The sequence below is a fragment of the Bradyrhizobium sp. WYCCWR 12699 genome, from assembly GCF_032144035.1.
Lineage (GTDB): Bacteria > Pseudomonadota > Alphaproteobacteria > Rhizobiales > Xanthobacteraceae > Bradyrhizobium.
Map to the genome: position 1 here is coordinate 393064 of NZ_JAVTJN010000032.1, position 19548 is coordinate 412611.

A 19548-nucleotide genomic window follows, 5' to 3' on the forward strand; every position below is an offset into this window, starting at 1 on the left:
GGCGCGCGGTAACGGGAGGGTAAGAAGATTCACGCCGGCTTCAGCGAAGCCAGCGCGCTCTCCAGCAGCGCGCGCACCCGCGCGGCATCGCCTGACTTCACCACCGCCGGGTCGAGGTACAGCTCGAGCCCCGGCGCGCGCTCGGTGATGATGCCGCTGTTCTCCCCCGCATCGTTCAGTGCGTCGACCGAATAGGGAATGACCTCGCGGCTGATGCCCTTCATCGTGATTGCCGGCAAAGCGTGGGCGCGAACGATGTCGCTGACGAGGGCAAAAGTCTCGTAGCTCAGCACGATGCCGCCGGGCTCGGCGATCGACTGTAGGCGCGCGGCGAGGTTCGCTTCGGCACCGATGATGGTGTAGTCCATGCGGTCGGAGCTGCCGAAATTGCCGACATTGCAGTAGCCCGAGTTGATGCCCATGCGCGAGCGGAACGGCTGCTCGATGCCGGACGCCCGCCATTTCGCATTGAGCTCGGCAAGGCGCTGCTGCATGTGCCAGGCCATCTGCAGACAGGCCTGCGCATCGGCGCGGTCGCCCCTGGTCTCGGGATCGCCGAAGAAGATCAGCATGGCGTCGCCGATGAACTTGTCGATGGTGCCGCCATGATCATGGGCGATCGCCGACATCTCCGTGAAATATTCGTTGAGGAGCTGGGTCAACTGCTCAGGCTGCAGCCGTTCGGCGGTAGCCGTGAAATTCTGGATGTCGGAGAAGAAGATGGTGAGCTTCTTGCGCTCGGTGTGGATGGTGACGTCCTTCTGCCCGGAGAAGATGCTCTTGTAGACCTGCGGCGGGATATAGCGCGAGATCTTCATCGACAGCGAGGCCAGGAAGTCGTTGGCGGATTCGAGCTCCCGGTTCATGGTCTTGATGCGGCCGGCCTGCCTTCGCTGCAGCGAGAGAAACGAAAGGCCGCTGCCGGCGGCGATCAGGAAATAGGCCAGCAGGAACTTGAACGAGAAGATGTTGGCGGCGATCGGCTGCGCGATGATCACCTCCTGGATGCCTCTGACGTCGCCGACCTTCCAGTCCTTCTTCGGGCTCTCGGGATGGCTGTTGTGACAGCTCACGCAGGCCGGGCCCATCGTGACGGGCGCGACCAGGCGAACCTTGTCCGAGAACAGCGAAGTCTCGGTGTCCAGGATCTTCTGCTCGGGATCCTTGCGGAGCGCGTCGAGCGCGTCCTTCTCGAACTTGTCGAGCTGGTGCGACGCGCGGTTCTGGAACGGGAAGTCCGAGACGAAGCGGTAGGTGATGTTCTCCTGCTGTGCGCCGATGACACGTCCGAGCTCCAGCGACAGCGTCGCCGGAATCGGGATCGCGCCCGGAACGGACTCGTAATTGTGCACCACCTTGGTGGTGCCGTCGGGGTTCGCCAGCACGCGCCCGATCACGTTGGAGGCGTAATAGCTGCGCACGCTCGTGATCACCGAGTTGAGATCGACCGCCTGCCGGCGCAGCGCGGTCTTGGAGAGCTCGGTCAGGTCCAGCCACACCGCGAGCGGCAAGGCGAGCAGCAGGAAGGCGATCACGGCCCCAATGAGGATGCCGTTCTTGCGCTGTTCTTCGGAGATCTCTTGTTTCACGCCATGGCTCCGTTGTGTACCTTTTTGTCGCAAACTCCTGGAATTTGCGGCAAGGAATGCGGCGGCACAGAGCCCAGAAAACGCTGACACGCGCAACCCCCTTTCATGGTGGTCGGACCGGGCGCCTTTTCGTTTCATGACGAATGTTTAAGATCGGCATCAATCTGCATTGATCGGAGCCAGCGCCCATGACCGAGACCATCCGCATCAAGCGCTTTCACGCGCGTCCCGTGATCGTGCCGATGAGCCTGCCGCTCAAGACCTCGACCGGGGCCGTCGCGAAGGCGCCGCTGGTGTTGATCGACTGCGAGACCGACCAGGGCGCGCGCGGGCACGCTTATTTGTTCTCGATCACGCCGTCGGCCTTGAAGCCGCTGACCTCGATGGTCGCGGAAATGTCAGAGCTGCTCGCCGGCGACGAGCTGCTGCCGTTCGAGATCGAGCGCAAGCTGACCCAGCGCTTCACGCTGCTGGGCCTCGCCGGCCTGCAGCGACTGGCGCAATCCGGCATCGACATGGCGGCCTGGGATGCGCTCGCCCGAGCCAAGGGCCTGCCGCTGGCGCGCCTGCTCGGCGGCGCCCCGAAACCGGTCAAGGCCTACAATTCGAAGGGGCTCGGCATCATGCCGGCGGGCGCCGCCGTGGACGAGGCGCACAAGCTGCTGGCTGAAGGGTTTCGGGCCGCCAAGATCCGCGTCGGCCGTCCCGACGCGCGGGAGGATCTCGCCGTCGTCCGCGCGGTACGGAAAGCCGTCGGCGACGAGGTCACCCTGATGTGCGACTACAACCAGGCGCTCACGGTGACGGACGCCATCCGTCGCGGCGAGATGCTCGACGACGAGGGCCTCACCTGGATCGAGGAGCCGATCCGCCACGACGACCATGCCGGCTGCGCCCGCATCGCCGATGCGCTGCATACGCCTGTCCAGATCGGCGAGAATTTCGACAGTGCGTTCTCGATGCAATCGGCGCTCGCGGCGGAAGCCTGCGACTACGTGATGCCCGATGTGCAGCGGATCGGCGGCGTCACCGGCTGGCTGCGCGCCGCCGCGCTCGCGCAGGCTGCCGGCATCGAGATGTCCTCGCATCTGTTCTCTGAAGTCAGCGCGCATTTGCTCTGCGTCACGCCGACGGCGCATTGGCTGGAATATGTCGACTGGGCCGATGCCGTGCTGTCGACGCGCCTCGAGATCAAGGACGGCTTTGCGCTGCCGAGCGAGGAGCCTGGGAACGGGATTGCGTGGGACGAGGCGGCGGTCGCCAGATATCTCGTCACATAGCGACGCCTGCTACGATCGAACGGCGGCAATCATGTTCAATTCGACCGGAGCCCCTCGCGGCAACTCGGCGACGCCGACGGATGTCCGCGTGTGGCGGCCGCGATCGCCGAGGCGTTCGATCAGCCGGTCGGAAGCCCCGTTCATGACTTGCGACTGCTGGGTAAATCCAGGCGCTGACGCGACGTATCCCACGATCTGCAGGATTTGAACGATCCTGTCCTCTCCGCCTGTGGCGTGGTTGATGGCGGCGATGCAGAGATCGGCGCAGAGGGCCGCAGCCTCCTGCGCGGCCGCGATATCGACGCCGGCACCGACCTTGCCTGCACACAGCAGGTCCTCGCCGCGACGGGGTAGCTGGCCGCTGACATAGGCAATTCCACTGTGAATGATGACCGGCAAATAGTTGCCGCCAGGCTTGTTGACGCCGCTCATCTCGGTTGCTCGCCTCTTTTCGCATCGGCAAACGACGCATGGGCATCGTCGCCGTGGTGGACGCGTGGACAATGGCAGGCGGCCCGTCGCGGATCAAGGTCGCGACGCTCTTGCATGCCGGAGGTGTAGCGGATCCGGCCCGACAAGACTTCGCCTTCCGCGCATTGCGCAGCTTTGGCGAGCGCGATAACGATTCTCCATGACCATTTGGCGCCCTCACTCCCATATCCGCGTCGTCGCGCTCGGCCTGCACTGGCGCGGCGAGCGGCTGCTGGCGGCCGAGGTGCGCGATGATGCGGGGCGGATCAAGGGCGTGCGCCCGCTCGGCGGCGAGATCGAGTTTGGCGAGAGCTGGCAGACCGCGCTGGTGCGCGAGTTCAGCGAAGAACTCGGCATCGACGTCGCCATCACGAGCGAGCCGCGGATGATGGAGAACATCTTTGTGCACGAGGGATCGACCGGACACGAGGTGATGTTCATCGCGGAGGTCGCGTTTCCGGACGGCGCATTCGCCGGCCAGGACCGCATCGACTTCCGCGAGGACAACGGCGAAGAGATCGTCGCGCGCTGGTTCGACCTTGCCGATCTCGATGTCGCGGGCGGACCGCACCTCTATCCAACCGGGCTGAAGGACGTGCTGCTCGGGCGGAAGAACCGGTCCTAACGGACGCTCTGGCTACCACATCTCCGCGCCGGGGATTTTCCTGCGCACCGCCATGCGCTGGATCCAGAGGCAACGGCGAACGGATCTGCCGGAGCGGCCGACGGCGGAAATCCCCTCGCCGGCCTGAAGCAACGGCGCCACGTTCTGGCGCAGTTCGCGGCAGCGCTGGAGCTCGGCTTGCCAATCGACGATCCCAGCCTCAGCGCGCAGGGCGATCGACGCCAGCAACACCATGGCAGGGCAGATCGCCCTGATCATTGCCTTCATGGCGCTCCACCCTTATCGCGCCGGTAGCGGAAGTCGCAATGATCGGCGCCTTGCATGATCGTCTGCGTGCGCGTGAGCCGGACGTCAGCGCCAAACCCTTCCGCGGTCGCGAAGTCGGCGGTGCAGACCAGCAGGAAGCCGAGCTCCGGCTCGCCCAGCGCCTTGTAGAACTCGGCATAGGCGCAGTGCGTCACATCGAACGCGAAGGCGTCGTGTGACTGCTCGATCACGTCATAAGCGAGTGCGTCGTCGCGGGCGTAGGTTCTGAAGGCCGAGGACACGGCCTTGCCAAGGTCGCTCTCTTTCTTGGCCTTCCAGAATTCCTCGCCAAAGCCGCGATAGAGATCGCCGAGCGCCTTGCGCACCAGCGCGTTGGCCCGCGCCGCGCCGAGCTCGGCCTGCAGCGCCTTGACCAGCGGCACCAGCACCTGCGCCTGGATCTTGGCTTGCTCGATGACGGATATGCTCATGGGCGGTCTCACGTCGGAGACGGCATCGTAGCCCGGATGGGACGCAAGCGTCATCCGGGACGGCGCGATTCGTTCGGAGATACCGAGAAGGCACCTAGGTCCGTCTTCGCTCTGCGAGCTACGCCGGACACGCTTCGCCTTTATTGGGCGTGGTTGCGCCACGCGACGCCTTTTGGCGAAGCGTGGTGGGCACGACAGGGATCGAACCTGTGACCCCTACCATGTCAAGGTAGTGCTCTCCCGCTGAGCTACGTGCCCTAAAAGTCCACTTGGGTCGGGTGGGGTCCCTATAACGGCTCAGGGGACCCGGCGCAAGGACGGAAGGAGGCCTATTCAGGCCGCCAGCATCTTGTTCACTTCGCTGACCAATTCGCGCAGGTGCACGGGCTTGGACAGTACCTTGGCGTTCTTGGGGGCGTCCGAATCCGAGTTCAGGGCGACCGCCGCGAAGCCGGTGATGAACATGATCTTGATGTCGGGGTCGAGTTCCGAGGCCCGGCGGGCAAGCTCGATGCCGTCCATCTCCGGCATCACGATGTCGGTGAGCAACATCTCGAACGGCTCTTCGCGCAGCCGCTGATAGGCGGCCATGCCGTTGTCATGGGACGAGACCTGAAAACCGGCGTTTTCTAGCGCCTTGACCAGGAAACGGCGCATGTCGTTGTCGTCTTCGGCGAGCAGGATCTTTGGCATGGCAGGAATCGTCGCATCCCCAGAGGATATCAGCAGAGGTCACTAAGCCCGACAGAGGGTAAATTTGGGGTGAAAATCTTTACCCTGGGCCGGCTCGCGCTGCCGCACCCTTGTGAACCGGAAAACGGCTCGAAGCAATCGAACCGCGCCGGCGCATCCCCGCCTCCCTGCCCGCACGGTTAAGACGTGTTCCAAGGGACCGCTACATCTTTTCGCTTGGCAGAATGGTTGCGATTCCGGACAATGACGACACATAAGAGCCGCATCCATCGGCCGAATCACTGCGGTCTGGCCCCTGCCAGATGCCGGCGCGAAGGGACGAAGCCTGAGAAGATGACCCGGTTTGACGGCGAGACGTCGCCAGCCTTCGAGATCGTAGAGCCCGCGCAATGGCGCGCGCCGGTCATCTTCAACTCGCCCCATTCCGGCTCAACCTATCCGGACGAATTCCTTGCCGCGTCCAGGATCGACCTCACGACGCTGCGCCGGTCCGAAGACTCCTTCATGGACGAGCTGATCGGCCATTTGAGCGAGCGCGGCTTTCCAACCGTCAGGGTCAACTTTCCCCGCTCCTATGTCGACGTCAATCGCGAGCCCTATGAGCTCGACCCGCGCATGTTCACCGGCCGCCTGCCGAGCTTCGCCAACACCCGTTCGATGCGGGTCGCGGGCGGCCTCGGCACCATTCCGCGCGTGGTCGGCGACGGCCAGGAGATCTATCGCGACCGCATCCTGGTCGACGATGCGCTGGGGCGGATCGAGACGCTCTACAAGCCTTACCATCGCGCGCTGCGCCGGCTGATCAACAAGGTGCACCAGATGTTCGGCACCGTGGTGCTGGTCGACTGCCACTCGATGCCGTCGGTCGGCGTCAGTAGGGACGAGCCGCGCCGGCCCGACGTCGTGATCGGCGACCGTTACGGCACCAGCTGCACGCCGCTGCTGCCCGACCGGGTCGAGGAGACCATGACCGGGCTCGGCTATTCGATCGGCCGCAACAAGCCCTATGCCGGCGGCTTCATCACCGAGCATTACGGCAATCCCGCGAGCGGCCTGCACGCGGTGCAGCTCGAGCTCAACCGCGCCATCTACATGGACGAGCGGCGACGCGAGCGCAGCCCGCGCTTTGCACAAGTGGCGGCCGACTTCGGCGTTCTCGCCGACGTGCTGGCGACCACGATTCCGTTCGCCGACCTCGGCCCGTTCCAGGCCGCGGCGGAATAGGCGCCGGCTTCTCTCCCGAACGACGATGCTCCAGGCGCGAGCGCGCTTTCGCTTCGCAAGCTTGCGCGCCCCAAAATGAAATCGACTGCGGCAAGAAAAAAGGGCCGCTCGCGAATGACGCAAGCGGCCCAAGTCTAGGGAGGAAACGCCCAAGGAGGGCAGCGGTAACGCCAAGCGCTACCGCACCGCAACAATATGCGACCGCGCCGCACAAAGCGCAAGGGCTTTTGAGCCATTTCCCATGCAATACGCACATGGCTCAATTGCTTCCATGGAAACCCAGATTCAGTTTCTTTGATAAGGAAATTCAATGGCTTGATAGACGTTTGCATACGAACGAGGCACCGTCGGAACTAAGTTTTCAATGCCGTGATCGATATTTGTCCAGCGGATGACTTGAATGGGGCAGTCCGCTTCGGCATCCAAAATACCAGGGTGCAAATCAAGACAGCGCTGCACGCGGGAGGCGAATTGAGCTAGGCAGGAGCCGAGCTTCACCCAACTTTCGCTTTGAGGATTGGCCTGTGACGGTGATCGACTTCTCCGCCTTCATCGGACGGCTCGCCACCGCCTCCGGCGAAACCATCCTGCCGTTCTTCCGCACCTCGCTGTCGATCGACGACAAGAGCAAGACCAAGGATTTCGATCCGGTCACCGAAGCCGACCGCGCCGCCGAGGCGGTGATGCGCCGGCTGATCAAGGCCAATTTCCCCCAGCACGGCATCGTCGGCGAGGAATTCGGCAACGAGGGCGAGGACGCCGACTACGTCTGGGTGCTCGACCCCATCGACGGCACCAAATCCTTCATCGGGGGCTTTCCGATCTGGGGGACGCTGATCGCGCTGCTGCACAAGGGCACGCCGGTGTTCGGCATGATGCACCAGCCCTTCATCGGCGAGCGCTTCTCCGGCGACAACGGCTCGGCCAATTACAAGGGCCCCTCCGGCGAGCGTCGGCTGCAGGTTCGCCGGTGCGCCTCGCTTTCGGAAGCCACGACCTACACCACCAGCCCCTTGCTGATGAACGAGCGCGACCGCGCCATCTTCGGCCGCATCGAGCAGGGCGCCCGGCTGTCGCGCTATGGCGGCGACTGCTACTCCTATTGCATGCTCGCCGCGGGCCACGTCGACCTCGTGGTCGAGACCGAGCTGAAGCCGTACGATATCGCCGCGCTGATCCCGATCGTGACCGGCGCCGGCGGCGTCGTCACCACGTGGGAGGGCAAGCCGGCCCAGGGCGGCGGCCGCATCGTCGCGGCCGGGGACGCCAGGGTTCACGAAGAAGCACTGAAGCTCTTGAACCAATAACAGACGCGAGCGGGAGGCTTGCATGACCATCTCACGCCGGCTTCTCCTTGGCTTGTTCCTGCTGCTGCCGTCAGCGGTGGCGGCGCAGAATTTCCCCGCCAAACCGATCAAGCTGATCGTGCCGTTCCCGGCCGGCGGGCCCAACGACATCATCGCGCGTGTAATCGGCCAGCGCATGTCGGAGCTGTCGGGCCAGCCGGTGCTGATCGACAATCGCGGCGGCCAGGGCGGCGTGCTCGGCACCGACGCCGTCTCCAAGGCCCCGCCCGACGGCTACACCATCGCGATCTCCTCGGCCGGCGCGCTCGCGATCAGCCCGAGCATGGAGAAAGTCGCCTACGACACGCAGACCGATCTCACGCCGGTGACGCTGGTTGCGACCGTGCCGGAAATGCTCGTGGTCGCCACCAATGTGGAGGCGAAAAATATCGGCGAGCTGATTGCGCTGGCCAAGGCGCAGCCCGGCAAGCTCAATTTCGCCTCCTCCGGCCCCGGCAGCCTGCCGCACCTCGCCGGCGAATTGTTCAAGCTGACGGCCGGGATCGACATCGTGCACGTGCCCTATCGCGGGGCCGCGCCGGCCGTGAACGACCTGTTGGGCCAGCAGGTGCAGATGACGTTCCTCGATCTTCCCGTGCTGCTGCCGCAGGTCAAGGCGGGGGCGTTGAAGCCGATCGCGATCGGCTCGGCCGAGCGCGCGCCGACCGCGCCTGACGTACCGACCCTTTCGGAAGCCGGCTTTCCCAATCTGCGCGTCGAGAACTGGTACGGCATGGTTGCGCCGAAGGGCACCCCGAAAGAGATCGTCGCGGCGCTGCACGGCCTCGCAACGAAGGCGATGGCGGATCCCGCGGTGAAGGAGAAGCTCGCAGCCCAGGGCGCGACGCTGGTCGGCGACGCGCCGGAGCATTTTCGCAGCTTCATCGCGGATGAGACGACGAAGTGGGCCAAGGTGATCAAGGACGCCGGGGTGGAGACGGCGAAGTAACTCTCGGAAGCCCCGCTCACACCGCCGCCGCCCGCAAATGCTCCACCAGCATCTTGGCCGGCCGCGGCAGTGCCTTGAAGCTGCGCGCGCAGATCACGAGGCGGCGGTTCGCCCAGGCATCTCGCAGGCGGACCATGGCCAGCGGCATCAGCTTTGCGCAGCGGCGGGCGGCGGATTCCGGCACCAGGGCAACGCCGACGTCGGCGGCGACCATCTGGCAGATCGCATCGAAATCGCGCAGGCGCGCGCGGAAATGCGGGCGCATGCCGAGCCGGGCCGCATGTTTCGAGATGTGCATCTGCAGCGCGGTGGCGCTGGTCAGGCCGACGAAGTCGCAGGCCCCCGCCTCCTGGAAGTCGATCTGGCGGCGGCCGGCGAACGGGCCGCGGCGCGCGGTCACCAAAGTGAGACGGTCCTCGCTGAACACGAAGCGCTCGATATGCTCGGGCAGCGCGTGCTCGGCGGCGAAGCCGAGATCGGCGGCGCCCGCGGTGATCGCCGCCGCGATGTCGGTGCTCTCGCGCTCCTCGATGTCGACGGCGACGTCGCGATGCTCGCGCAGGAAGCTCGCCAGCGCCTTGGGCAGATGCTCCGACAGGCCCGAAGTGTTGGCGAGGAAATGCACGCTGGCGCGCACGCCAGAGGCGAAGCCCGCGAGATCGCCGCGCATGGCGTCGACCTGGTGGATGACGAGCCGCGCATGGTCGAGCAGGCTCTCGCCGGCCGCGGTCAATTCGACGCCGCGGCGGCCGCGCTTGAGCAGCGCGACGCCGAGCGCGTCTTCGAGCCCCTTGATGCGCGCGCTGGCCGAGGCCAGGGCCAGATGCGACCGTTCCGCGCCGCGGGTGATGCTGCGCTGGTCGGCGACCGCGATGAAGAGCTGGAGGTCGACAAGGTCGAAGCGCATGGACAGGTCTCCCAGCCTTCGTTCCAAGCGAAGGCTTACTCCGTAACCTCCAGATTGTGCGCCCGCGCAGCTTCGGTCAATGTGCAGGCATGATCGACCCGCTCCTGATCCTCATCGCCGCCGTCTTCCTGCTCGCCGGATTCGTCAAGGGCGTGGTCGGCCTCGGCCTGCCGACGGTGTCCATGGGCCTGCTCGCGGTGAGCATGGCGCCGAGCCGCGCCATCGCCATCGTGATCGTGCCCGCCATCGTCACCAACATCTGGCAGACCTTCGTCGGCCCGTATTTGCGCGACATCCTGCGGCGGCTGTGGCCGCTGATGATCGGCACCGTGATCGGCTGCTGGCTCAATGCCGGCGCGCTGACTGGCCCGCATGCGCGCTACGGCACGATCGTGCTCGGCGTCCTGCTCGTCATCTATGCCGTGATCGGGCTGAACAAGTTCCAGTTCCACGTCTCGCCCAGGAACGAAAAATGGGTCGGCGGCGTGGTCGGAATCATCACCGGCATGATCTCGGCCTCGACCGGGGTGCAGGTGATCCCCTCGATGCCGTTCATGCAGGCGATCGGCATGGAGAAGGACGAGCTGGTGCAGGCGCTCGGCGTGTTCTTCACCACGGCGACGCTGGCACTCGCCTTCAACCTCACCGCCGTCGGCCTGTTGACGCCGGCCAATGCCGTGCCGGGCGCAGTGGGCATGGCCATGGCCTTTGCCGGCATGTTCATCGGCCAGTCGGTACGGGCGCGGATGCCGGCGGCAGCCTTCCGCCGCTGGTTCCTGATCGCGATGATTTTGCTGGGCCTCTATCTCGCCGGCAGCGCGCTGGCGAAGGAATTCGCCTGATCCTACGATTTCGGCTCGTAACCAGGCACCCATTTTTCGTGCTGAGGCAGATCGTCCGCAATCGTCCACCATGGCGCGCGCGAGGATGTGAAGACGTGCAGGCGGGGCCTGGTTTGCGGATCGTCGTCGAGCAGGCCGGCGGGTACGCTGACGGTCGGAAGATAGCTTGCATTGCCCGGCGTCAAGCAGCCGCAGGTCTTGCAGCGATAGCGGAAGCTCCCCGGCGCGGATTCATAAGCCACGGTCGCGTCCTCGCCGGCCACGAAGCGAAACTTGTCGGCATCGACATGGGCGTAGGTGGCGAATGCGGCTCCGGTCAACTTGCGGCAATTGGCGCAATGGCAATGCGTCAGCGCGCGCACCTTGCCGATCTCGAAACGCACGGCGCCGCACAGACAGCTTCCACGAATCATCGAAACCTCCCGAACGCCGCCCCGATCGGGGCAGCTTCCCTCATTCGTTCGAACGAGCTACCGGCTCTCCAGCATGGCGACGCGGATGCCGAGATAGATGAAGAGGCCGCCGAGCGCGCGGTTGACCCAGGCGATGGCGCCCTCGGATGCGCGCAGCCGGTGCGCAGCTTTCGCCGCGAACGCTGCCAGCACCAGGCACCACAGCGTTCCCGTGAAGATGAAGATCAGGCCGAGCGTCAGGAAGGCCAGCGGCTTGTGGGCCGAGTCGGCTGCGACGAATTGCGGCAGGAAAGCCAGGAAGAACAGCGCGACCTTGGGATTGAGCGCGTTGGTGAAGACGCCCTGCAAGAAAACCCGCCGCAGCGAGCTGCGCTCGGCGTCGTCCCTGACCGCCGCCAGCACCGGCCGCGACCACAGCATCTGAAGTCCGGTGACGACCAGATAGGCCGCGCCGACCAGCTTCAGGATCGAAAAGGCAGTGGACGAGGCCATCAGCAGGGTCGAAAGGCCGATCGCCGCGGCCGCGACATGGACGAAACAGCCGCAACTGATGCCGAATGCGGCCGCGGCTCCGCCCCGCCAGCCCATCTGCATGCTGCGGCCGATGACGTAGACGGAATCAGGCCCCGGCGTGATGTTGAGCAGCACCCCCGACAGGATGAACAGCCAGATTTCGTGAATGCCCAGCATATGCGACGTGCCCCCGCCTCGGGAGCACGGGCATAGTCCGTTCGTCCCGTCCCGTCCACCGCCGGAATTGCGTAGGATTTACCTCGAATTTGCAATGCGGATACTACTATCGCCCGGCCGCTTCTGCTCTATAAAGGCAGGGTTCTTGAAATGCGGGATTCGAGGCGACTGCCATTTCGTGGCCGGTCTGTCCTCCCTTGGAGCTGCGAGAATATGGAAAGACGTCTGGCCGCCATTGTCTGCGCCGATGTCGCCGGCTATTCGCGCATGATGGGCAGCGACGAGGCTGGCACCCATGCCGCCTTCAAGGCCCATCGCAGCGCGATCCACCCCATCATCCTCAATCACGGCGGCCGCGTCGTGAAGAACACCGGCGACGGCTTCCTGCTCGAGTTCCCCTCGATCGTCGGCGCCACCGAGGCCGCGATCGCGATGCAGACGCTGATGGCGGAACGCAACCACCATCTGCCCGCCGACCGCGCCATGCAGTTCCGCCTCGGCATCCACATGGGCGACGTCATCGCCGACGAGGACGAGGTCTTCGGTGACGATGTCAACATCGCCGTCCGCCTCGAATCGGTGGCGAGCCCCGGTGGCTTCGCGATCTCGGCCAAGGCCTATCGCGAGGCCAGCAAGCATCTGTCCGTGCCGCTGACCGATGCCGGCAACCACCGCTTCAAGAACATCAAGGATCCGATCGGGGTCTTTACCTGGACGCCCGATGGGGCACCGGCGCTGGCCCCCGAATTGCGGGAAGCATCGGCGCTGTCGCAACAGTACCGCACGGCGATCGTCGGCGTGCTGCCCTTCGCCAATCTCAGCGACGCCCAGGACGAATATTTCTCGGACGGCCTCACCGAAGATCTGATCCACGCTTTGTCGCTGCAATCCTTCTATCGCGTGCTGAGCCGCAACTCGACCTTCGCTTTCAAGGGTAGGAACACCAGCACCCGCCTGATCGCGCGCGAGATCGACGCCACCTATCTGATCCAGGGCTCGGTGCGGCGCGCCGGCGCCAAGATCCGCGTCACCGCCGAGCTGATCGCGCCGGAGACCGGCGAGCAGCTCTGGACCGGCCGTTACGACCGCGACATCGGCGATTTCTTCGCGATGCAGGACGAGATCACGACCAACCTGTCCGCCGCCATCGCCACCGAGATCGTCCGGGCCGAGGCCTCGGCGCCGGCGCGGCTCTCAACCGACGTGACGGCCTGGGACCGCTTTCTCAAGGGGCTGTCGCACTACTATCGGCAGACCAAGGAAGACCTCGCCGCCGCCGTCGATCTGTTCCGCCAGGCCATCGAGGTCGATCCCAAACTGTCGATCGCGCACGCCTATCTCGCCACGATCCAGATCCAGAGCATCCAGTTCGGCTGGGTCAAGGGCACGCGCGAGATGTGGGCCGAGGCGATGAACCTCGCCGAAACCAGCGTCCGGCTCGATCCGCGCTCGTCCTTTGCGTTCTCCATCCTGTCCTGGGCTCATGCCATGGAAGGGCATTACGAGGCGGCGATGGACGCCGCCAAGCGCGCGGTCGCGCTCAACCCCTACGACAACGGCGCGCGCGGCGTGCTCGGCATCTGCCATTTCGTGATCGGCGAGCACCGCGAGGCGATCGAGCTGTTCTCGATGGCCTCGCAGCGCGACAACAGCGACCCGCGCTACCAATGGGCGGCACTGAACGCCTTCAGCCATTATCTGTTGCGCCAATATGACGCGACCTTGTCATGGGCGCGGGAGCAGCTCTACATCAACCCCAACCACATGCAGGCGCTGGCGATCCGTGCCGCCGCCCTGGCACAATTGGGACGAAGCGACGAGGCGAGCGAAGCCGTCCACGTGCTGATGAGCAACTACCCGACCCTCAACGTCGATCGTCACTTGCGCAACTTCCACTGGAAGAAGCCCGAGAATCTCGCCCATTATCGCGAGGGCCTGCTGAAGGCCGGCGTGCCGCTCGGCAAGCTGACCCTGGTCCAGAGCGACGTCAAACGCGTCGCCGAGTCCTGACCGGCGGGCACGCGCTCCCCTCGGGCGTTCTGCTGTGTCTTGGCCGGGACGCGCCTGCCTTTATTGACAGAACAGTGAATTCGGCCACACTTCGCCACACGCTCAAGTAGTATAGCTTGCTGCCGGTTTGTTAGGACTTTCCGCGCTTGATCGGCGCGCCATTTCGCGATTCGCTGTTTTCAGGATTTGGGCCATGCATCACCCCGCCTCGAAGCCCCCCTTCGATCCCTCGATCCCGGTCTCGCCGAACAATCCATGCCCGTTCCTGCGCGGCCTCGTCGGCGAAGGCTTCGTCGAGGGCGGCACCGTGCCGCTCAACACGCTGTCGCAGACCATCGCGAATGCAACCGGCGAGACGGGGCTGAAGAAGGTCTCGGCCCGCATCCAGGTCCGCGGCGTTGCGCTCATCGCCAACGGCTTCAAGCACATCCTGAAGAGCATCTGGTCGGGCGCGCAGCTCGACGCGCTGCGCGGCGGTCCGCTCGACAAGCGCGGCGCCGGCTCGCGCATCCTCGGCGTCGACGGCAAGGTCAACGAGGACGAGATCGCGCGGCTCGCGAGCTACGGCCGGACCTACACCGACCCGAACACCGGCAGCAGCGAGCCCGGCCTCAACGCTACGGAAATCAACACCTTCATGCGCGACAACCTCAAGCGCGCCGGCAGCGCCGCCCGCTGGTACTACCCGCTGCTGATGAAGTTCGAATGGCCCATCCTTTTGAAGATCATCGGCAAGGGCAAGACGGACGCGGAGCGTTATCTCAGCGTCGCCGACGTGCGCACCCTTTTCAACGAGCGCCGATTCCCCGACCGCATCAATCAGCGGATCGTGTCGCAGCCGCTGCTGTCCACCTGCCAGCTCCGTTTCCGCTGGGCGGTGGCACTGACGGCGTTCGTCCTAGGCCTAGGCCTCGTCGCCTTGGTGGCCATCGCCGAATTCCCCAACCAGGTTCGCGCCATGCTGCCCCAAAAGGGCATCCTCGTGAATCTGCTTCCGCCGCCTTTGCCCGCGGTGCCGGAGACGAAGGCCGCCTTCTGGCTCGAGCAGAACTGGTCGCTGAAGGACCGGCACTGGTTCCATCATGCCAGCCAGGGCACCGCGACCTTCCCGGTGCCCTATGAGTGGTTCATGGCGCTGGAGCAGCCGCGCCTCCATCTGTTCTCGAAGCCGGGCATGATGAAGGACAGCGCCTATCTCGAAAGCTTCGGTTTTATCCCGAGCCCGCAGTCGATCCAGACCGACACGACGACATTGCGCCGCTTCGGCTACGCCAATGTCTATGAGACGACGCAGGTGCCTGACTGGTCGACCAGGTGGACGCCGGCGGAGAACGTCGACGGCCTGCCGGTCGGCTTCGCCCGGATGACGGGCGTCGTCGATCCCGCGACCGGTCATCGCGAGGAGGACAAGATCGGACTGACCTGCGCGGCGTGCCACACCGGCCAGATCCACTACCAGGGCGTGGACGTCCGCTTCGACGGCGGCCCGGCCATGACCGACCTGAAGAAGCTGGAGCTCTCCACCGGCCTGTCGATCGCCTACACGCTGTACGTTCCGTTCCGCTTTCAGCGCTTTGCCGATCGCGTGCTCGGCCCCGATGCCAGCAAGACGGACCGCGCCGCGCTCAAGCAGAAGCTCAGCGCAACCGCTACGTTCCTGATCGACTGGGCGCAAACCCAGGAAAAAACGGTTGAAGGCAAGAAGACCTGGGACGGCAAGCAGCAGAAGGACACAGAAGAAGGGTTCGGCCGCCTCGACGCGCTCAACCGCATCGGCAACCAGGTCTTCTCGCAGGATCTCGCGCTGAGCGGGGTCAAGGGATTCGAGAAGAATCTGCACGCCCAGGACGCCCCGGTCAGCTATCCCGCGATCTGGACCGTGCCGTGGTTCAAGTTCGCCCAATACGACGCTTCGATCGAGCAGCCGTTGATCCGCAACGCCGGCGAAGCGCTCGGCGTGACCGCGCTGCTCAACCTGTCCGACGCCTATCCGGAGGACAGGATTTGGCGCTCCTCGGTGAACATCAGGACGCTCGGCTGGATCGAGGACATGCTGAGAGGCCCCGATCCGTTCAAGTCGCCCGATCCTTCCACCGGTCCGAAGTTCGGCGGCCTGCTCGCGCCGAAATGGCCGTCGCAGATCCTCGGCGATGCATGGCGGCTGAAGCCCGATCGCATCGAGCGCGGCCGCGCCATCTATGCCGAGATGTGTTCCGGATGCCACCTGCCGGCCACCGACACCCCGGCCTTCTGGTCATCGAAGCATTGGGAGCCGAGCGGCGACAGCCAGGTTCTCAACGCGGTGACGATCCCCCTCGACGAGATCAAGACGGATCCCGAACAATCGCTCGTTCTCAGCAACAGGGTCGTCGACGTGCCCGGCTTCCTGAAGGTGAATACGGCCGACCTGCAGAAATGGTGGCAATGCGAGATCCCGACCGCGAGCAAATCGCCGAACGAGATGGTGTATGCGCTCGGCCTCATGACGGTGGTCGACCTCGTCGCCCGCAAATGGATGGACGACGAGAAGGTCCCGGAGGCCGAGCGGGCGAAAATCTGGAATTTCGCGCGCAAGAACTGCCTCAATCCCGCGCCCGATCCGCGCTATCGCGCGCGGCCGCTGAACGGCATCTGGGCCACGGCGCCTTACCTGCACAACGGTTCGGTGCCCTCGCTGTATTGGCTGCTGAAGCCGGCGGGCGAGCGACCGCAAAAATTCTGCATGGGCCGCCGCGACTATGATCCCGAGACCGTCGGTTTCGCGGTCAGCGCAGACGAAAAGTGCAAGACGGGTGAGACGGAGTTCTCTGCGACGGGATCGGACGGCAAGCCTGTCCAGGGCAACAGCGTGCTGGGCCATTCCTTCGAGCGCAAGGACGGCGAGCCGAAACGCCCAGGTGTGATCGGCCGCATCTTCAAGGACGACGCCGAGCGCTACGATCTGATCGAGTATCTGAAGACGCTGTAGCGGGCCAGGTCTCGGCGTCGGCGTCGTCATGGCCGGGCTTGTCCCGGCCATCCACGCCTTGCTTCGGCGGCGCAAAGATCGTGGTTGCCCGGGACAAGCCCGGGCATGACAGAGCCTGTGGCGCGATAACGCGCTCTCTCCTCACTTGAACAGCGGCGTGCCCGGCACGAAGGCGTCGAAGGCGGCCCAGAACTGGGAGCGGTAGCGATCCTGCTCCTGCAGGATCTCGTGCTTGGCGCCGGCGATCACGAGATGGGACCCGGCGCGCAAATGATAGGCGAACTCCTCGATCGCCGCGGTCGAGACCACGGTGTCGTTGGAAGCCGCCAGCATCAGGATCGGCTGGCGGATCTGGGAGGGATAGTTCTTGCCCTTGAACGTGTGCATCGCGCGGAAGGCGGTATCGGCCCAAGCGACGGTCGGCGACGCCAGTCCGAGCGTCGGATCTTCCTCCAGGATCGCGGCATTGCGCGCATAGCGGACCGGATCGCTGGTCACGGGATTGTTGATGAAGGGATCGAGCCCGGTGAGGCGGTCGCTGCCGCCGGGAACGTAGCGGCCGCCCTGCCCGAGCAGGCGCATCGTCTTCAATAGCGCCCGTACCGGAAACGAGGTGGTGCGGCCGGGCAGGTCGATCATCGGTGCCGACAGCACCATGCGGTCGAACCAGCGCTTGCCCGCATGCGCCACCCGGAGCAGCACCGTGCCGCCCATGGAATGAGCCAGCGCGAAGAACGGCGGCGGGCAATCCGGCAGCACCACCTGCTGCACGAAGGCCTCGACGTCGATCTCGAAATCGGAGAAATCGCGGACATAACCCTTGCGGGGGTCCCGCAGGCGGCGCGAGGAATGGCCCTGCCCGCGCCAGTCGATCATCGCCACCGCAAAGCCGCGGTCGCGCAAATCGCGCACCGTCTCGAAATATTTCTCGATCTGCTCGCTGCGCCCGGTGAAGACGCAGACGGTGCCCTTGCGGCCAGCCGGCGGCGCCCAGCGCGCAAAGCGCAACTCGACGCCATCGGGAGTCTTGATGGTACCGCTGACGACGTTTTCGGGAACGGGATTGGACGGGATCGAGACCAGCGTCATAGGCGGCAAGTACTGCAAATCAAGGGGCTAAAGCGCCGAAAAGGCGCCAATGCCGCCCTCTTGAACGCCGTCTCGTTCCACCCATATCACCTTCGTGCAGGCCGCTACCAGTGTTTCGGAACCGGAACATCAGGCTGCACACAGACTAAAGCCCGGCCCGATTGGCGGGCGGGTTACCAACAGTCGCTCAATGGAGGACTTGACCATGCGTAGCTACGATCTAACCCCGTTCTATCGTTCCACCGTCGGCTTCGACCGCCTTTTCAGCCTGCTCGACCAGGCCAGTTCGGACGGCAGCCCCGGTTATCCCCCCTATAATATCGAGCGTACCGGCGAGAACGCCTACCGCATCACCGTTGCGGTTTCGGGTTTCGCCAAGGATGAGCTCTCCATCGTCGCGAAGGAAAATACGCTGACGATCAAGGGCGAAAAGGTCGCCAACGAGAACAGCAAGAACGAAGTGCTCTACCGCGGCATCGCCGCGCGTGCCTTCGAGCGCGCCTTCCAGCTCGCCGACTTCGTGCAGGTGAAGGACGCCTCGCTCGAGAACGGGCTGCTCCACGTCGACCTCGTCCGCGAGATTCCCGAGGCGAAGAAACCGCGCCAGATCGCGATCAACACCAGCGCGAAGGCGCAGGTGATCGAGAACTCGGCCGCGCAAGTCGCCGCGTAATCCGCACGCGTCATCTCCAGGTTACGAAAACGCCCCGGTGCCCCGGGGCGTTTTTATTTGCGCTGCATCACAGAGCGGTGAGGCCGCGTAACAGGGTGGCCGCGCGCTCCGTCCTTTGGGCATCGACCCCAAGAACAAGACGGAGAACGATCATGACTTTTTGGCGCAGCCTTTTCGTCGCCGCGAGCCTGCTGGCGGCTCCTATCAGCCTCGCTCACGCACAGACACCGCAGACCGTGAAGGCGACCAACGTCGTGCTGGTGCACGGCGCCTGGGCCGACGGCTCTAGTTGGTCGGAGGTGATCCCGATCCTGCAGGCCGCGGGCCTGCATGTGACGGCCGTGCAGAATCCGCTGTCATCGCTCGCCGACTCCGTCGAAGCGACCAAGCGCGCGTTGGCCGAGCAGGATGGTCCGACCGTGCTGGTCGCGCATTCCTGGGGCGGCACCGTGATCAGCCAGGTCGGCATCGACCCGAAAGTGACCGGCCTCGTCTATGTCGCAGCCCGCGCCCCCGATGCGAACGAGGATTTCGTCGCGCTGTCGAAGCAGTTTCCCGCGGGCCCTGCCCGTGCCGGCATCGTCGAGCGCGATGGCACCACAAAACTCTCGGAAGATGCCTTCCTGAAGTATTTTGCCAACGGCGTGAAGCCGGAGCAGGCGAAGGAGCTCTACGCCGTGCAATGGCCGACCGCGGCCTCGATCTTCGCCGGCCGCACCACGGAAGCGGCGTGGCATGCGAAGCCGAGCTGGTATGCGGTCTCGAAGAACGACTACACCATCAACCCCGATCTCGAGCGCTTCCTCGCCAAGCGCATGAACGCCACCACGGTCGAGCTCGATGCCGGCCATCTCTCGCTGGTCTCGCACCCGAAGGAAGTGGCGAACCTGATCCTGGAGGCGGCGGGGTATCCGCGGAGCTGAGGGGATTGCTGAAATGCGGGAGGCGCCTGAATTGCTCAGGCGCCTTTTGCTTGGCCCGACTTCTCCGCGATTACCGCTGTCGTCCCTGCGAACGCAGGAACCCATAACCACAGGGACCA

The 19548-nt window shown here is 64.9% G+C and carries 21 protein-coding genes and 1 tRNA gene; 11 read left to right on the forward strand and 11 right to left on the reverse strand.

Features of this window, described 5'->3' with window-relative positions; translation table 11 throughout:
* Positions 1-29: 29 nt before the first annotated feature.
* Positions 30-1589, reverse strand: a complete 1560-nt coding sequence (locus tag RPS27_RS16675) for an adenylate/guanylate cyclase domain-containing protein (protein WP_212065960.1) — start codon at positions 1587-1589, stop codon at positions 30-32.
* Between the two features lie 188 nt (positions 1590-1777).
* Here RPS27_RS16675 and RPS27_RS16680 point away from each other — a divergent pair, with 188 nt between their 5' ends.
* Entirely contained in the window at positions 1778-2869 is a 1092-nt protein-coding gene (locus tag RPS27_RS16680) for an enolase C-terminal domain-like protein (RefSeq protein WP_211418598.1), read from the forward strand.
* 9 nt (positions 2870-2878) lie between these two features.
* Here RPS27_RS16680 and RPS27_RS16685 read toward each other — a convergent pair whose 3' ends face one another.
* On the reverse strand, positions 2879-3301 hold the full coding sequence (locus RPS27_RS16685; RefSeq protein ID WP_313754141.1) for a RidA family protein: 423 nt from the start codon (positions 3299-3301) through the stop codon (positions 2879-2881).
* Between the two features lie 38 nt (positions 3302-3339).
* Between RPS27_RS16685 and RPS27_RS16690 the strand changes: the two genes are divergently transcribed.
* Both RPS27_RS16690 and RPS27_RS16695 read left to right on the forward strand, forming a co-directional pair.
* Positions 3340-3504, forward strand: a complete 165-nt coding sequence (locus tag RPS27_RS16690) for a hypothetical protein (RefSeq protein WP_194405949.1) — start codon at positions 3340-3342, stop codon at positions 3502-3504.
* Entirely contained in the window at positions 3501-3965 is a 465-nt protein-coding gene (locus tag RPS27_RS16695) for an NUDIX hydrolase (RefSeq protein WP_211418600.1), read from the forward strand. The genes RPS27_RS16690 and RPS27_RS16695 overlap by 4 nt, the downstream gene beginning before the upstream one ends.
* Positions 3966-3977: 12 nt before the next feature.
* On the opposite strand, the gene RPS27_RS16700 is transcribed toward RPS27_RS16695, so the two are convergent.
* The 4 genes from RPS27_RS16700 to cpdR form a co-directional block, all read right to left on the reverse strand.
* A complete protein-coding gene (locus RPS27_RS16700) occupies positions 3978-4223 on the reverse strand; it encodes a hypothetical protein (RefSeq protein WP_211418851.1) in 246 nt (81 codons plus the stop codon).
* A gap of 5 nt (positions 4224-4228) precedes the next feature.
* Positions 4229-4702 (reverse strand): L-2-amino-thiazoline-4-carboxylic acid hydrolase, encoded by a 474-nt coding sequence (locus tag RPS27_RS16705; RefSeq protein ID WP_211418601.1) that lies wholly within the window; start codon positions 4700-4702, stop codon positions 4229-4231.
* A gap of 183 nt (positions 4703-4885) precedes the next feature.
* Positions 4886-4960, reverse strand: a tRNA-Val gene (locus RPS27_RS16710).
* A 75-nt stretch (positions 4961-5035) separates the two neighbouring features.
* Positions 5036-5395, reverse strand: coding sequence for a cell cycle two-component system response regulator CpdR (gene cpdR, locus RPS27_RS16715; protein WP_007597092.1), 360 nt, complete (start codon positions 5393-5395; stop codon positions 5036-5038).
* A 333-nt stretch (positions 5396-5728) separates the two neighbouring features.
* Here cpdR and RPS27_RS16720 point away from each other — a divergent pair, with 333 nt between their 5' ends.
* Positions 5729-6619 carry an N-formylglutamate amidohydrolase gene (locus tag RPS27_RS16720; RefSeq protein WP_194405946.1) on the forward strand — a complete coding sequence of 297 codons (891 nt, stop codon included), beginning with the start codon at positions 5729-5731 and terminating at the stop codon, positions 6617-6619.
* 285 nt (positions 6620-6904) lie between these two features.
* Here the strand turns inward: RPS27_RS16720 and RPS27_RS16725 are convergent, their stop codons facing one another.
* The gene (locus RPS27_RS16725) at positions 6905-7117 is read right to left on the reverse strand and encodes a hypothetical protein (protein ID WP_194405945.1); all 213 of its coding nucleotides are present in this window, start codon (positions 7115-7117) and stop codon (positions 6905-6907) included.
* Positions 7118-7143: 26 nt separating this feature from the next.
* Between RPS27_RS16725 and hisN the strand changes: the two genes are divergently transcribed.
* Positions 7144-7926 carry a histidinol-phosphatase gene (gene hisN, locus RPS27_RS16730; protein WP_212065959.1) on the forward strand — a complete coding sequence of 261 codons (783 nt, stop codon included), beginning with the start codon at positions 7144-7146 and terminating at the stop codon, positions 7924-7926.
* A gap of 22 nt (positions 7927-7948) precedes the next feature.
* Positions 7949-8914, forward strand: coding sequence for a tripartite tricarboxylate transporter substrate binding protein (locus RPS27_RS16735; RefSeq protein ID WP_212065958.1), 966 nt, complete (start codon positions 7949-7951; stop codon positions 8912-8914).
* A gap of 16 nt (positions 8915-8930) precedes the next feature.
* Here RPS27_RS16735 and RPS27_RS16740 read toward each other — a convergent pair whose 3' ends face one another.
* Positions 8931-9821: a LysR substrate-binding domain-containing protein gene (locus tag RPS27_RS16740; RefSeq protein ID WP_211418606.1), complete on the reverse strand. Its 891-nt coding sequence runs from the start codon at positions 9819-9821 to the stop codon at positions 8931-8933.
* An 89-nt stretch (positions 9822-9910) separates the two neighbouring features.
* Between RPS27_RS16740 and RPS27_RS16745 the strand changes: the two genes are divergently transcribed.
* Positions 9911-10663 (forward strand): sulfite exporter TauE/SafE family protein, encoded by a 753-nt coding sequence (locus RPS27_RS16745; RefSeq protein ID WP_212065957.1) that lies wholly within the window; start codon positions 9911-9913, stop codon positions 10661-10663.
* A gap of 2 nt (positions 10664-10665) precedes the next feature.
* Here RPS27_RS16745 and RPS27_RS16750 read toward each other — a convergent pair whose 3' ends face one another.
* Both RPS27_RS16750 and RPS27_RS16755 read right to left on the reverse strand, forming a co-directional pair.
* Positions 10666-11076 carry a GFA family protein gene (locus RPS27_RS16750; protein ID WP_194405940.1) on the reverse strand — a complete coding sequence of 137 codons (411 nt, stop codon included), beginning with the start codon at positions 11074-11076 and terminating at the stop codon, positions 10666-10668.
* A gap of 57 nt (positions 11077-11133) precedes the next feature.
* Positions 11134-11766, reverse strand: a complete 633-nt coding sequence (locus tag RPS27_RS16755; RefSeq protein WP_313754142.1) for a LysE family translocator — start codon at positions 11764-11766, stop codon at positions 11134-11136.
* Between the two features lie 213 nt (positions 11767-11979).
* Here RPS27_RS16755 and RPS27_RS16760 point away from each other — a divergent pair, with 213 nt between their 5' ends.
* Positions 11980-13776 carry an adenylate/guanylate cyclase domain-containing protein gene (locus RPS27_RS16760; RefSeq protein WP_212065956.1) on the forward strand — a complete coding sequence of 599 codons (1797 nt, stop codon included), beginning with the start codon at positions 11980-11982 and terminating at the stop codon, positions 13774-13776.
* Between the two features lie 193 nt (positions 13777-13969).
* Positions 13970-16744, forward strand: coding sequence for a di-heme-cytochrome C peroxidase (locus RPS27_RS16765; protein ID WP_313754143.1), 2775 nt, complete (start codon positions 13970-13972; stop codon positions 16742-16744).
* Positions 16745-16885: 141 nt separating this feature from the next.
* On the opposite strand, the gene RPS27_RS16770 is transcribed toward RPS27_RS16765, so the two are convergent.
* Positions 16886-17833 (reverse strand): alpha/beta hydrolase, encoded by a 948-nt coding sequence (locus tag RPS27_RS16770; RefSeq protein ID WP_194408171.1) that lies wholly within the window; start codon positions 17831-17833, stop codon positions 16886-16888.
* Between the two features lie 205 nt (positions 17834-18038).
* Between RPS27_RS16770 and RPS27_RS16775 the strand changes: the two genes are divergently transcribed.
* Both RPS27_RS16775 and RPS27_RS16780 read left to right on the forward strand, forming a co-directional pair.
* Positions 18039-18506, forward strand: coding sequence for an Hsp20 family protein (locus tag RPS27_RS16775; protein WP_194405936.1), 468 nt, complete (start codon positions 18039-18041; stop codon positions 18504-18506).
* A gap of 152 nt (positions 18507-18658) precedes the next feature.
* Positions 18659-19429, forward strand: coding sequence for an alpha/beta fold hydrolase (locus tag RPS27_RS16780; RefSeq protein ID WP_212065954.1), 771 nt, complete (start codon positions 18659-18661; stop codon positions 19427-19429).
* Positions 19430-19548 lie beyond the last annotated feature (119 nt).